Annotated in this window: 11 protein-coding genes; 3 read left to right on the top strand and 8 right to left on the bottom strand. The window is 37.6% G+C overall.

Features of this window, described 5'->3' with window-relative positions; genetic code table 11:
* Positions 1 to 5 precede the first annotated feature (5 nt).
* Together DL897_RS03635 and DL897_RS03630 are read right to left on the bottom strand one after the other, a co-directional pair.
* The gene (locus DL897_RS03635) at positions 6 to 863 is read right to left on the bottom strand and encodes an ABC transporter ATP-binding protein (protein WP_113657791.1); all 858 of its coding nucleotides are present in this window, start codon (positions 861 to 863) and stop codon (positions 6 to 8) included.
* Complete coding sequence (locus DL897_RS03630; protein WP_113657790.1) at positions 863 to 1,240, bottom strand: GntR family transcriptional regulator; 378 nt, start codon at positions 1,238 to 1,240, stop codon at positions 863 to 865. Before DL897_RS03630 ends, DL897_RS03635 begins: the two co-directional genes overlap by 1 nt.
* 499 nt (positions 1,241 to 1,739) lie before the next feature.
* Between DL897_RS03630 and DL897_RS03625 the strand changes: the two genes are divergently transcribed.
* Complete coding sequence (locus DL897_RS03625) at positions 1,740 to 2,516, top strand: DUF3153 domain-containing protein (RefSeq protein ID WP_168188627.1); 777 nt, start codon at positions 1,740 to 1,742, stop codon at positions 2,514 to 2,516.
* A 39-nt stretch (positions 2,517 to 2,555) separates the two neighbouring features.
* On the opposite strand, the gene dapF is transcribed toward DL897_RS03625, so the two are convergent.
* The 3 genes from dapF to DL897_RS03610 all read right to left on the bottom strand — a co-directional run bounded on the left by dapF (position 2,556) and on the right by DL897_RS03610 (position 7,047).
* Positions 2,556 to 3,401 carry a diaminopimelate epimerase gene (gene dapF, locus DL897_RS03620; protein ID WP_113657788.1) on the bottom strand — a complete coding sequence of 282 codons (846 nt, stop codon included), beginning with the start codon at positions 3,399 to 3,401 and terminating at the stop codon, positions 2,556 to 2,558.
* Between the two features lie 182 nt (positions 3,402 to 3,583).
* On the bottom strand, positions 3,584 to 6,322 hold the full coding sequence (locus tag DL897_RS03615; protein WP_113657787.1) for a calcium-translocating P-type ATPase, SERCA-type: 2,739 nt from the start codon (positions 6,320 to 6,322) through the stop codon (positions 3,584 to 3,586).
* Between the two features lie 191 nt (positions 6,323 to 6,513).
* A complete protein-coding gene (locus DL897_RS03610) occupies positions 6,514 to 7,047 on the bottom strand; it encodes a hypothetical protein (RefSeq protein ID WP_113657786.1) in 534 nt (177 codons plus the stop codon).
* A 381-nt stretch (positions 7,048 to 7,428) separates the two neighbouring features.
* On the opposite strand from DL897_RS03610, the gene DL897_RS03605 reads away from it, so the two are divergent.
* The gene (locus tag DL897_RS03605; protein WP_113657785.1) at positions 7,429 to 9,153 is read left to right on the top strand and encodes an Rqc2 family fibronectin-binding protein; all 1,725 of its coding nucleotides are present in this window, start codon (positions 7,429 to 7,431) and stop codon (positions 9,151 to 9,153) included.
* Positions 9,154 to 9,226: 73 nt separating this feature from the next.
* Here DL897_RS03605 and DL897_RS03600 read toward each other — a convergent pair whose 3' ends face one another.
* From DL897_RS03600 to DL897_RS03590, 3 genes are all read right to left on the bottom strand, one after another.
* Positions 9,227 to 10,483, bottom strand: coding sequence for a vWA domain-containing protein (locus tag DL897_RS03600; protein WP_113657784.1), 1,257 nt, complete (start codon positions 10,481 to 10,483; stop codon positions 9,227 to 9,229).
* A 256-nt stretch (positions 10,484 to 10,739) separates the two neighbouring features.
* The gene (locus tag DL897_RS03595; protein ID WP_113657783.1) at positions 10,740 to 12,080 is read right to left on the bottom strand and encodes a VWA domain-containing protein; all 1,341 of its coding nucleotides are present in this window, start codon (positions 12,078 to 12,080) and stop codon (positions 10,740 to 10,742) included.
* A 447-nt stretch (positions 12,081 to 12,527) separates the two neighbouring features.
* Positions 12,528 to 12,893: a Na-translocating system protein MpsC family protein gene (locus DL897_RS03590; RefSeq protein WP_113657782.1), complete on the bottom strand. Its 366-nt coding sequence runs from the start codon at positions 12,891 to 12,893 to the stop codon at positions 12,528 to 12,530.
* A gap of 139 nt (positions 12,894 to 13,032) precedes the next feature.
* On the opposite strand from DL897_RS03590, the gene fdhD reads away from it, so the two are divergent.
* Entirely contained in the window at positions 13,033 to 13,821 is a 789-nt protein-coding gene (fdhD, locus tag DL897_RS03585; RefSeq protein WP_113657781.1) for a formate dehydrogenase accessory sulfurtransferase FdhD, read from the top strand.
* Positions 13,822 to 13,978: the final 157 nt, after the last annotated feature.

Raw genomic sequence — 13,978 nt, 5'->3', positions numbered from 1 at the left:
AATCATCACCCCTTTTTAACCGTATAGATCATAATTTCTTCCAGTGATGGTTTTTCATAAATAACCGAATTTTTCAAGCTTCCCCTAACTTGCTCCACATCTCTCGTTAAGCCGACAAAGCCATAGTCCGATTTTCTAATCCCTACAAATAAATGCCTACGGTCTTGATCGAGCAAGGAATCATCCCCCTTGACCAGCCAATAATGTTCAAGAACATCATCTTTCGCCTCAGAAAAAACGACTTGCCCATCATGAATAAAAGTTAAATAATCAGCAATTTTCTCCAAATCCGTCGTGATATGTGTGGAAAATAAAACCGATTTATTCTCATCCAGTACAATCTCTTGTAAAATATCCAAAACTTCACTTCGGACAATTGGATCTAATCCAGCTGTCGGTTCATCCATAATGATCAACTCCGCATGATGTGATAAAGCCATAGCAATCGCAAATTTCATTTTCATTCCTTTAGATAGTTCTTTGACTTTTTTATCATGTGGCAATTGAAACTGTTTCATATAGTTGTGGTAAATACGCTCATCCCAATTCTTATAGAATCGAGCAATTATTTTTTTCACTTGCGCGCAAGTTAAATCTTCATAAAAATGATTTTCATCAAATACCATTCCAATCCGTTCTCTCACTTTTATTTCATGCTCGATATGATCGAATCCAAAAATTTTGATAGATCCCCGATCCTTCTTCACTAAATTTAAGATCATTTTAATGGTTGTACTTTTCCCTGCACCATTGGGACCAATTAATCCCATAATGTAACCTTTTGGAACCGAAAAACTTAAATCTTCGATCATAAAATCTTGATATGCTTTACTTACATGGTTAACTTCTAATGCGAGTGTCATTATTCAACCTCCTGATAAATCACACGAATCATTTGCAATAACTCTTCATAAGTAATGTCTACTGTTTTACTTACCTCTATCATTTCAACGATTTTTTCTTCTAAAATACGAAGCTGTCTTTCTCTGATTAAATCTTTATTTTGCTCTGCAACATAAGTCCCTTTACCTCCTACTGTTTCCACAAATCCTTCTTGCTCTAATTTTTCATAGGCACGCTTTGTGGTAATCACACTAATTCCGAGCTCTTTGGCTAACACTCGAATGGAAGGTAATACATCACCACCCATCAGCTTTCCTTTTAGGATGTCATCACGAATTTGCTTGGCGATTTGCTCATAAATCGGATCTGATGATGAATTGCTAATAATAATTTTCATGTCCCACCTCTATCCAGATCGAACATCGTTTATATTGTACTCTCCGTTTATACTGTATATATATCACATGTACAGATTACAACTGTTTTCGCTAGTCGTCAAGTTCGATATAATTTATCATAATAGTATGAAAATAAGACGGATTCTTGTTTAGCCATAGATGGCTCTATCAAAGATACCTCTTGATACTTACCACTTATGATCAGCCCTGAACTCTACATATATTCCCATTAAAAAAAAATGAAGGTCGTTGAGATCATTACACCAAAAGTGACGAAGTCGATTATAAAGTCTAATTCGACAAATCATCGAACAATTCATATACGAACATTATCTTTATAGGGCTTTATTTCAGTTTTTTCTTAAAGAAACAAAGAAAATCACTTCATTTTTATTTAGTTGTCCCTCTCGTTCAGTTAGTATAAAATACGAATATACTTAGGCAAGCTGCTCTTCATAATTGTTTATCCAGTGATGATATTAAGAAGGAGAAATGATATTGAATAAAAAGAAATTACCTCTTACAATTCTTATTTGTGTATTGTTTGCTATTTTACTTACAGGCTGTGTCGATGTTGATGCACATGTTAAGTTAAATGCTGATTTGTCAGGTACATATGAATTAACCTTTTTAACATCTGAGTTAGCCAATCAATTCATGTCTGGTACACAAAACAACCAAATCAATCAAACGAAAGAAAAGTTGGCACAGCAAGGCTTTCAGATTCAAGAAATAACACAAGGTGAGAAAAAAGGCTGGAAAGCTACGAAAAATGTAGATAATTTTATTAAAGAACCTCCTACCAGCTTAGGTAGTGATTTACAAGCGGCTTATCAATGGGCAACGACACAAGCAGCTTCTTTACAAAATTCGACAACCCTAGCCAATACGAATGGAAGTGGTTCTGGTTATTCCATTGACTGGGGATTATTCTTTTCCACACTCAAACTAGATGCTCACTTTGATCCATCCAAAATGCAAAGTACTGCACTGAATAACATTCCTGAACAGTTTAAAAAAATAGTCTTTGATAAAATGAACTTACGCTTTATTTTAACCTTACCTGTAGAGGCAACCGACCATAATGCAACAAGTGTTTCCGAAGATGGAAAAACCTTAACTTGGAAGATGAATCCGACTGGTGATAATCATATTTATATGGCTAAAGATATCCCTAATCCGTTCACTTGGGGAATTATTATCATCTTTGTCATTGTCTTGTTGATCGTCATGGGTAGAAAGAAAAGAAAGAGAAGAGCAAGAAGAGCTGCTTAGAACGCAAAAAAACCGCCAAAAAGGCGGTTTTTTTTTATATTAAATATTCGTTTTTGATACCCAATTTCCTTCGAAAATGTACTCAGCTGGTCCGGTCATATAGACATGGCGGTCTTCCTCATTCCAGTCAATCTCTAAATCGCCACCTCTTAAGTGAACAGTGACTTTACGATCACATCTTTCCGTCAGCACTCCTGCTACAACCACTGCACAAGCCCCTGAACCACAGGCCATCGTTTCACCAGCACCTCTCTCCCATACACGCATTGTCATCTCATGGGGGGACTGAATCGAAATAAATTCCACATTGGTACGTCGTGGAAACCATTCATGTTTTTCTAACAATGGTCCCCAAGTTTCAAGTGGGATCTGATAAGGATCTTCCACTTCAATTACAGCATGAGGGTTCCCCATAGAGACTGCCGTAAAATGGAAAGTATGTGATCCGGCTTGAATCGGTTGGCGAATGACTATGGGCTCTTGGTGAAGAACTGGAACTTGCTCCGCCTGTAAGATAGGCTCCCCCATATCTACACGAATCTGTGTAACTTGGTGATTTCTATATTCAAGCCAAACTTTTTGTATCCCAATCCCTGTTTCGACTGTACATTGACTTGGCTTAGTAGTCACTATTCTTTCGGCATAATATTTAGCAACACAGCGTAGAGCATTCCCACATTGCTCCGACTCTGAGCCATCCGCATTAAAAATACGCATGCGGAACTCAGCTAACTCAGATGGAAGAATAAATACAAGCCCGTCAGCACCAATTCCTATTCTCCTATGACAAATCGTCCTTGCTAATTGCTCTACATTAGCAGGGATTGTATCATGTATGGTAATGACAAAATCATTCATTAGTCCATGCATTTTGGTAAATTGCATTGATGTTCTCACCTCAAGTTGTACGATCAAAATTGCACCTTAAATGATCAAGATGATCAGATCGAGAAATTAGTAGTGTTGATTAACCAAAATAGGCCAAGTAAAGAGGCATTTTCGACTATAAACCCTCTACAACTTCCATTATTATGTAAATCAACACTCCTAGCAAATGATAAAATGGACTATCCATTAATTAGCTTTCTTACAGGTCGAATTTGATCTAAGATTCCTGCAATATTTACAGGTAAGACAGAAGTAACACAGATTAAGATCCATTCACGAATACCTAGGGGCACTGTATGGAATATAGGCTGTAACGGTGTGTAATAAATCACGACCAGTAACAAGAGAATCGAAGAAACAACAGCGAGTAATAACGGTTTATTATCAAAAGGCGTGCGACTAAAAATTGAACCAGCCGACCGACAATCGAACACATAAACCAATTGTGACATAACTAAGGTAGCAAATGCTACTGTTTGTGCAAGAACCAGATTTTCTGGATATTCCGTATAGGTAATCCAAAATGCTGCGAGCGAACATAGCCCAATTAAAAGTCCACGTGTGACAATTTTCCAACCCACTCTGCGCGCAAAAATACTTTCTTTACTATCTCGGGGCGGTCGTGACATGGTATCCTCTTCAGCGGGATCTACTCCTAAAGCCATCGCTGGTAAACCATCAGTAACCAGGTTAACCCAGAGAATTTGGATGGGTACAAGAGGCAAAGGAAATCCACCTAGCATCGCTAAAAACATGACCAATATTTCCCCCACATTACTGGCCAATAAGTAACTGATAAACTTTCGGATATTATCATAGATATGACGCCCTTCTTCAACTGCAGAAACAATCGTCGCAAAATTATCATCCGCCAAAATTAAAGAAGAGGCTTCTTTTGATACATCTGTACCAGTAACACCCATCGCAATACCGATATTGGCAGCTTTGATCGCTGGGGCATCATTAACCCCATCTCCTGTCATCGCCACAACATGTCCTTTCTCTTGCAGGGCTTTCACAATCTTGAGTTTATGTTCGGGAGAAACTCTTGCATAAACATCGATGTCATTCACCTTTTGCAAGAATTCCTTTTCTTTAATCGAATTAAGATCTTGTCCATTGATAGTAAGTCCATTTGGCTGCTTAATCCCTAGCTCCACCGCTATCGCTTCGGCAGTCGTTTGATGATCTCCTGTAATCATGACCGTTTTAATGCCGGCACGCCGACATACACGAATCGCTTCTTTTGCTTCTTCACGAGGTGGATCAATCATTCCAGCAAGTCCCACAAAGGTTAAACCTTGTTCCACATGAGAACTTCTGGATGATGCTTCTTGTGGTGTTAACTCCTTATAGGCAAAGGCCAAATTTCGAAGGGCCATCCGCGCTAACTCATCATTTTTCTTTAGCACTTCTGCTCGTATAGTTGGTGTTAAAGCCATGATTTTCCCTTGGTGATAAATTTGGGTACAACGAGCTAATAAAATATCTGGTGCACCCTTGGTAAATACGAATTGCTTGCCACGCTGATTCATCGCGATCACTGACATCATTTTCCGCTCTGAATCAAATGGATATTCTTTGATCCGCTTCCATTCATGACTCATTCCGCTTTGGGAGAATCCTCCCTTAGCTCCTGCTACCAATAATGCTCCCTCAGTGGGGTCTCCGTCAATCCCCCAATCTTCTTGCTTTCTTCGAAGCAGTCCACCTTTTGCTTTCTTGCAGATTAACTGGGCATTATTACAAAGTACAGCAATCTCTAGTAACCTTCGCAAAGACGGGGTCGTTGATAAATTCAGTTCTTTATTCTCGTGGAGAAATTGACCTTCTGGCTGATACCCTCTCCCCGAAACTTGAACAACATGATTATCCGTCCAAATATGTGTGACTGTCATTTTGTTTTGAGTTAAGGTTCCTGTTTTATCAGAACAGATAACGGTCGCACAACCTAGAGTTTCAACAGAAGGTAGTTTTCGTACAATCGCACGCTTTTTTATCATTCGTTGAACCCCTAATGCTAAAGCGATCGTCACAATCGCCGGCAATCCCTCGGGAATGGCTGCAACGGCTAGGCTTACACCTGCTAAAAACATTTTATATCCATCATGCCCATGTAAAATCCCCGTTACCACCACTAATGCTGTAAGCATCAAAGCAACGATGACAAGAACTTTTCCTAGTTGTTCCAAACGATGCTGCAGCGGAGTTTCCATCTCTTCCGTACTCTCAATCAAATGGGCAATCCGTCCCATTTCCGTGGCCATTCCTGTAGAAACCACAATTCCGGTTCCTGTGCCACGAACCACCATGGTGCCCATATAACCCATATTTTTACGATCTCCTAGAGGAACATCCGCTTTCGATAGCTTTGCAGATATCTTTTGAACCGGAACGGACTCCCCTGTTAAAGCCGACTCTTCAATATATAAATTCTCTGCTTTTAAGAAGCGTAGATCTGCAGGTATACGATCTCCGCTTTCTAAACTAATGATATCTCCAGGAACCAGCCTAGAAGCATCAACACGAGTCCACTGTCCTTCTCTGAGGACACGAGCTGTTGGAGCGGATAACTTTTTAAGTGCACTTAATGAACGTTCTGCCCGTACTTCTTGAACAAATCCCAAGATAGCATTTATGATAACAATAGCAATAATCGCAATCGCATCTGTATATTCACCCAACAAACCAGAAATAATGGTCGCAACAAGTAAGACCCAGACCATAAAGTCTTTAAATTGGGCTATAAATACAGATAAATATGACGTTTTCTCCCCTTCTACTAGCTGATTAGGCCCCACTTCCTTTAGTCGTGCTTCCACTTCTTTTTCATTAAGTCCGAGTGTAGGATCTACATGAAAGTGTGAAGTAACTTTCTCCGCTTCCCAATCAACCCACCGTGCTTGATCCGACAACATGATTTCCTCCTTTATACCACTTTCTCTAGCTCATATGTATTCAGACGAGCTGTCAAAAATGATATAATAGGAATATTTTTTATATATTCTAAATTCAAGAATTGGAGGAAGGGAGAACCACAGAGCCCTTTGAGTTAAAACTTAAGCAAATAAAAATAGCCCTCAAACATCTAGGGCCACTTCCTACATATTTACTTCGGTATCTCTAGCTTCATCTTCGCTTCTTTCCAGTCAATATCTTCGATTTGCTTCTTTAACTCTGTACCCGGACGGGTTAAATCAATCTTCCACTGATCATCCACTTTTTTTAAATGAACTTGATAGATTTTATTGGACTTAGGAATTTGCTGTTCATTTCCTACCAGTTTACCCATTCTCTTGCAATCTTCTTTAGGGTATTTAAACAGAAGTGTTGCCGTAGAATCAAAAGGTGAATCTTCTGGATGGACCGCGATCATGATACGAAAAGAGTGCCTCTTTCCTCCTTTTTTCCACTTTGTTTCATATTTAAGCCCTTCATAATTAACTTTGGCCTGCTTATTCTTTCCATAGTAGATATAGGAGAGACCTTTTGTATATATTTTTGCATCTTCACTTTGAATTTTATTTAAATAATCAATATATGCTTCCTCTGGTTGAGATAATTCGGTACTACTACAAGCAGTTAACAATAGAGAAATCAATCCCCCTATCAGGATGAGTCGTTTCCATTTACTAGCCGACAATCCAGTAACCCCCTATTCATACCTTTACATCACTTTTATGAACAAATTCAAACTTCACTTGTTGAGTTAACAGGTTGAATGAACTTATTTTAACTAGGTTAATGACACCTCTTTTTACTATTGGATAACCATCTACTTTTTTCTCTTAATCAGCATACCTTTGATCTAGATAACTGTTAAGGGGATAAAAAGATAGATTTTCTACAATTTTATTAAATCAGATTGCGTTACATAATTTAATTTGAAATGAAGATATCATATAGAATCCTAAATCCTTTCTTCTATATATATTTAACTTCGATCATCTCAAACACAAAGACATTTCCCTTGAAATTTAGTAAAATGGATGAATGAGTTTAAAAATGAAAGAAGGAATGTTCCATGTCTTTTGATGGAATTATGACTCGAGCCATCGTTTATGAATTAAGCCAAACTTTGTCAAGTGGTCGGATTACCAAAGTATATCAACCAAGTGAAATCGAAATTTTACTATATATCCGTGCTTTTGGAAAAAATCATCGTTTACTATTATCAGCTCATCCAGCTTATCCAAGGGTTCATTTAATCGAAGAAAACATGGATCATCCTACCGAACCGCCCATGTTTTGTATGCTCATGCGTAAACATTGTGAAGGAGCCATTATTCAGTCAATCGAACAGATTGGAATGGAACGGGTCATCCATATCAATTTTCGCACCCGAAATGAATTAGGAGATGAAGTAACACGACGCATTGTGATAGAAATCATGGGACGGCATAGTAACCTCATCTTACTTGATCCAGAAACAGATACCATATTGGATGCTATTCGTCGTGTGACACCAGCAATCAGTCAACACCGACAGGTTTTACCAGGATCTACTTACTCACCTCCACCAGATCAAGCTAAAAAAAATCCACTTGAAGTGGATAAAAACACATTTATTGCCGGTTTTGACTACAATCGTGGTCAATTGGATAAGCAAATAATGCAACGCTTTACCGGTATCGGTCCACTCATCGCTAAAGAAATTACTCACCGGGCTGAGCTTGGTAGTCGTGAAAAACTATGGCAGTCCTTTCACCAAGTCATGGAGCAAATTCGTAGGCACAAGTATCAACCAACGGCTATCCATACAGCGAATAAAAGTGTGTTTAGTGCGATTCCAATTACACACGTAGAAGGCGAGCAGCGCACTTTTGCTACAATGAGTGCTTGTTTGGAGTCTTTTTATTTTGGAAAAGCAGAGCGTGATCGCATTAAACAACAGACCCAAGATTTAATGCGTAAACTACAAAATGATATCGACAAAAACACCAAGAAAATCAAGATATTAGAAAAAGAACTTCTTGAAACAACCAAAGCCGATTCTTATCGCATTTATGGTGAACTCCTTACTGCTTACATGCATCAGCTCAAGCGTGGAGATCAAGAAGCTCAGGTAGTAAACTATTATGATCCAGAAGGTAAGGAAGTAACTATTCAGCTAAATCCGATCCTTACTCCTTCTGAAAACGCACAGCGCTATTTCAAAAAGTATAATAAGCTAAAAGCTGCAAAAAAATGGAATGAAGAACAAATCCAAAAAGCCAAAGAAGAAATCGAATACCTTGAATCCGTCCTCGTGCAACTTATGAACTCTACACGAAGAGAAGTGGAACAAATCCGCGAAGAGCTACAAGAAGAAGGATGGCTAAAAGGAGGACAAAAACCCACAAAAAAACGCAAAAAGAAAGAAATGCCCACACCCTTATCTGTTTACTCTTCAGATCATACATTAGTCATGGTGGGGCGTAATAATAAACAAAATGACTATTTAACCCATCAACTCGCTTCGGCTACGGATACATGGCTCCATACCAAAGATATCCCAGGTTCTCATGTCGTTATTCGTAGTCAATCTTTTAGTGAGACCACGTTACAAGAGGCAGCGATGCTAGCAGCTTATTTCAGTAAAGCGAGAGAGTCAAGCCAAGTTCCCGTTGACTATACCCTAATTAAGCATGTGAAAAAACCTACTGGTGCACGACCTGGTTTTGTTCACTACGTACAACAACGTACCCTATTTGTAACACCTGATGAACAAAAAGTAAGAGAGATACTCTCCCACAAGCCAAAACATTGAGGAAAAGAAATTGATCAAGAAAAACGAGGTTACTATTCGATATGGATTAGTAACCTCGTTTTCACAAGGATTCTTAGTTCATCTTTTGAGCTTTTATATACATTTTATCGATTTCCTGGCTACTTTTTTGAATTTGTTGGTCAATGAATTTCTTTTTCTCCTGATACTGTTGATAATAAAAATTTTGAATCAGATCATAGCGTTTGTCTATTTTTTCATTGAGTTGACTAGCTTGCTTCGGATCTATTTTTTGGGCTGCAATCATTAGCTCAAGACCTTTTTGCAAGTGTTGTGTTTCTTTGACTTTTAACTGGTAAAATCGACTTTTATAAGGATTTAGCCCTACTAATCTTTCAATTTTTTCGTTGATTTTGGTTTGGAAATCATTTAATGCATAAACATTTTTCACTTTCCAGCTATTTACATAATAATCCCAACCAGCATATATATTATCTCTAAATGTATTCTCAATATCATAGACAGACTGAGCAAGGATAAACTTTCCTCCACCAGCTTTAGCCACCTGTTTAAGTTTGGTGCTTTGGCTTGGAGTTGTACCTAGCCCAATGACATGAATCTCCGCCTTTAAGTCCTCTTTTTGATGTAGCGTTTTTGCCATGCTTACTGGATCTTTCTTACATGAATCAGTTCCTCCAGCAATCAGTATAATTACATTTTTATCCGCTTTTCTCCTTTTCGCCAAATCTTCTCCTGCATCCATTAGACCTTGAGCCAGTGCGGTTGATCCTCCTGCTTGAAATTTATTAAATGAGTTAGGGTCAGCGATATCCGTTTTGTCACAGCTAGAAGAGGCTTGGAATTTCCCCCCAAAACCTCGAATGGTCAAATGAGATGACCGAGGGAAAGAGGTAGCAAAGTTTTGGATAGCCATCTTTTCTAAGTTAAGTTTTAATTGATTATTTATCTTACGATTTACAGCTTGGCTCGAGTCAAAAACGATAGCTAGATTGATTTTTTGGACCTTTTTATGCATCATTTCACTTTTTACTGGACTTATTTGAAATTCCGGTTTAAATTGATTCAATTCTTTTACCAATGGACGATAATCTTCAGCAAGAAGATAGACCAATTCTCGATAAGCTTTTTCTGCCGTCAATTCACTAGGTAAATCTTGAATTTTTTCCCAAAGCTTTTTTTCATCATATTTACTACCAGCCAATTCCCCTGAGTCAGCAAGCAAGAACGTCTTAGCATCGGTTGCCCATTTTTTCTCATGCTTAGGGTCTTTAACAGAAGATCCCATACTTGAACAGCTAGAAAGGATAAAACATAATGAACTGATAACGATTAGCCATCTTTTCTTAAACAAGCTTTCTCCCTCTTCCTTTTTTCAATATCAGGATGCCCTCTAGGAATTACTTATTGTTTTAAATAAGTCAATCTCATGAGGACATCAGCATTTTTTCAGCCTTATATCTAAAAAGTAATTAGGCATGTCAGTTAAAAAAGCTTAAACAGACATGCCCCATGTTCATTTTTTATCTCATTTATTGTAAATGATAAATTGAAAAAAGGATAAATCACTTTTTTCCTATTTGATGAATCTTATGCTAAACCTTCTTATATTAATCATACTCATTTTCTTTCTGCTGATATTGATCTTGAATCGCTTTTTGGTAATGTTGTTGATTTTTCTCAATCGTTTCTAATAATTGATGATATCTCTTTCTTACATACAGTTCAATGGCCCTATACCGATAGGAAATCTTTTCCTGCAGTAACTTTCCGTCAGCTATCTTCCCTTTTTTAATCAGGTAATTGGCAGCCTCCATTAGTCTTTGTTTTTCTTGAGAAGCTAGTGCATAGAGAAGGCTTTTCTGATCTTTACCACCTAAAACAATTCGGGGAGAAGCAATTTTTTCCAATTCATCTTTCTTATCTTTTGCTAAAGTGATTAACTCCAATTCATTGGCCGCTCGCCAACCTAACCAATCAAATAATAGCCGAGTATGCTCACTACGCCAGTAGTTTTGTAATGCTGCTCCTGAATCCACAGTTGTATATGTACCATCAGCTGCTTGGGCCATCTCTTTTAATGCTTGTTGTCCTTGATCATTTACATCAAAACCAATCACTTGAACTATCGCCTTTACTGGTGCTTGCTTTAGTTTAACAATCTCTGCAACTGGATCTCCTCCACATGTCTCTTCACCATCACTAACTACATAGACAATATTTTGTTCTCCTTCCTTAGCAGGAGGTAAATCTTTCCTAACTTCTTGTAATCCTCGTGCTAAAGGAGTATATCCAGTTGGATCAAAACGATGTAAAGCACTTGTGAATCTTTCATGGTGGTAAGAATCTTGAGCATAAACCAATTCACTACTCTTACAAGATATTTCTTTATCTTTGGCTTCATTACTTCCTAGATGACCATACACTCGTAAGGAAATAGAGCTTTCTTTTGGCAGTTTAGCAGCAAATTCTTGAATTGCCCTTTTAGCCAACTTCATTTTTTGTCCACCATTTACTACTTGACCCATACTCCCACTCGAATCTAATAAAATGGCAATATGTATCTTTTGGTTTGTAGATTTCCCTGGTTTCTCCTTTAATTTAGGCGTAAGATAGGGATTAAAACGGTCTAGCTTTTCTGTAGCTGATCGATAATCTTCAGCTAGTAATTGAAGTAAATAACTATAAGCTTCTATCGAACTCATTTGTCCTGATATTTGATCTAAACTTTGGTTTACCTTTCCTTGATCATATTGATCTCCTGACCATTTACCAGGTCCTTCAAGAAGCATTCCTTTAGCCTCTTTAGCTGGCTCTTTTTTTTCATTTTTTTGCTTTGTTATTTTAGGAGTCATTGCTATTTCCTTTGGACTAATTCCTGAAGAAGTACAAGCGGTAAGAGCTCCTATCATCAAACTGATTAAAATTAGCAGATAATTCTTTCTATCCAATCCTCAATTCCTCCCATCTTTAATAAATCTTTTTCCGTTAAGATAGATCTTTTGCACAGAAATTTCTTGATACGATGTCCCTTCAAACTCTTCGCTCCTTTAGAAAAAATGTCATAACACAAAAGGGGAGCTCAGATTATTCTGATTTTCATTCCTTAAAAAGCCCTAATGACTTGTATTTACCCTTTCTTTTTCCTTCTACTTCACATAAGTTTGTCTATATGGATATCAATCCAGCTTTAATCGCAATGGTCATAGCTATTATCATATTGTTGGTGCTAAGAGATATTCTACAATCTTACGCATTAATTAGATAAACCCCCTCCATTCACAGCTGTAGTGAATGGAGGGGATTTTTAACTAGGCCCTCTTCCCTTTAATCGATCTTATACAAATAATCTTAGGAAATGATCTAGGTTTTTGAGCAAATTATGCAACATGGTTCGATTACTTGTTAACTCGAAATTTTTCTTCAATATTCTGATCAAACACAAAAACCGAAATGCCAACATCTCGATCTATATTAATATCCACAAATAAATCCACTAGCTTGGCATCCAAAAGCGTCTCGATCTCGAGTGGATGACTTTTTTTGTAAATCTCCTTAACCATCTCTGTGCGGGCTGATCGTACAATCTGTTTTCCTTCCGCTTCTTGAGCGATAAACTTTTCTACAGGAGTCAAATTACCTACCAATTCGCAGATCGCCCAGTGCTTACAAAATGTGGTCGTTACTTTTACCGGTCCTTTACCCATCGACTTTTTACGAAAGGCTTTAACTAGGTTGCTAAATTCTAATTCATAATTCTTCATGATATTCAATCCTATATTAGTAATCATTTTTTTATTTTCCGAACACTTCATTTTCCTATCTATCTCTGCCTAAATACTTGTATTCATTATATAATAGAGCTACATGCTCCTCAATATTTATAACAATGAGGGATGAAAGATGAGTATAATATCCAAACGAAATATTCTTAAATATGATGAAAATTCCATGTTAGACTTAGAAGATTCGATCGCTGTAGAATATCCTCTTACGCTTATCCTAAACGGGAATGAATTTGCTACACTTGTATGTACTCCTTCTGATTTAGAAGATATGGTGATTGGTTTTTTAGCTGCTGAAGGAATTATTCGTTTCCATCATGAAATTCAGTCTATTCATATCGATGAACAACGTGGTTTCGCTTATGTTGAAACAACAAATAAACAACCTGTTGGTGTAGAGTTTTATTCAAAAAGATTTATTGGCTCATGTTGTGGTAAAAGCAGGCAATCTTTTTATTTCCATAATGACGTAAAAACCGTGAAAACCGTGATGAGTCAAATACAAGTGACCACCGAACAATGTTTTCATCTGATGGAAAGTCTCCAATCGTCCTCATCCGACTTTCAAAATACAGGAGGTGTACACAACGCAGCCCTCTGTGATAAAGAATCGATCATGATCACTCGGACAGATATAGGTCGGCATAACACTTTAGATAAGCTTTATGGATACTGGATTAGAAATCCTTTTTCATTACATGATAAACTTATCGCTTTTAGTGGTCGAATCTCTTCAGAAGTTCTATTAAAAGTAGCTAAAATTGGTGTCAGTATCCTTTTATCCAAATCAGCGCCTACTGATCTCGCTTTAAAAATGGCAGAGGATCTTGGCATTACAACGGTGGGCTTTATCCGGAATCGAAAATTAAATGTTTACACACATCCTCAGCGAATTATCTGTGCATGAACAACAAGTCGGACGTGATTAGTATATCTTCCTTATCACGTCCGACATTTTTGACCATTCTATTCAAGGGATCACCATAAACCTTGCAAACGATTTTTCTCAGATGTTATGAAACCAAAAAGAAGCCAAAAGGAATATCCAAAAGCTTTATAGGTAG

It is taken from the genome of Thermoflavimicrobium daqui, assembly GCF_003313465.1.
GTDB lineage: Bacteria > Bacillota > Bacilli > Thermoactinomycetales > Thermoactinomycetaceae > Thermoflavimicrobium > Thermoflavimicrobium daqui.
This window is presented reverse-complemented; position numbering and strand designations above follow the sequence as displayed.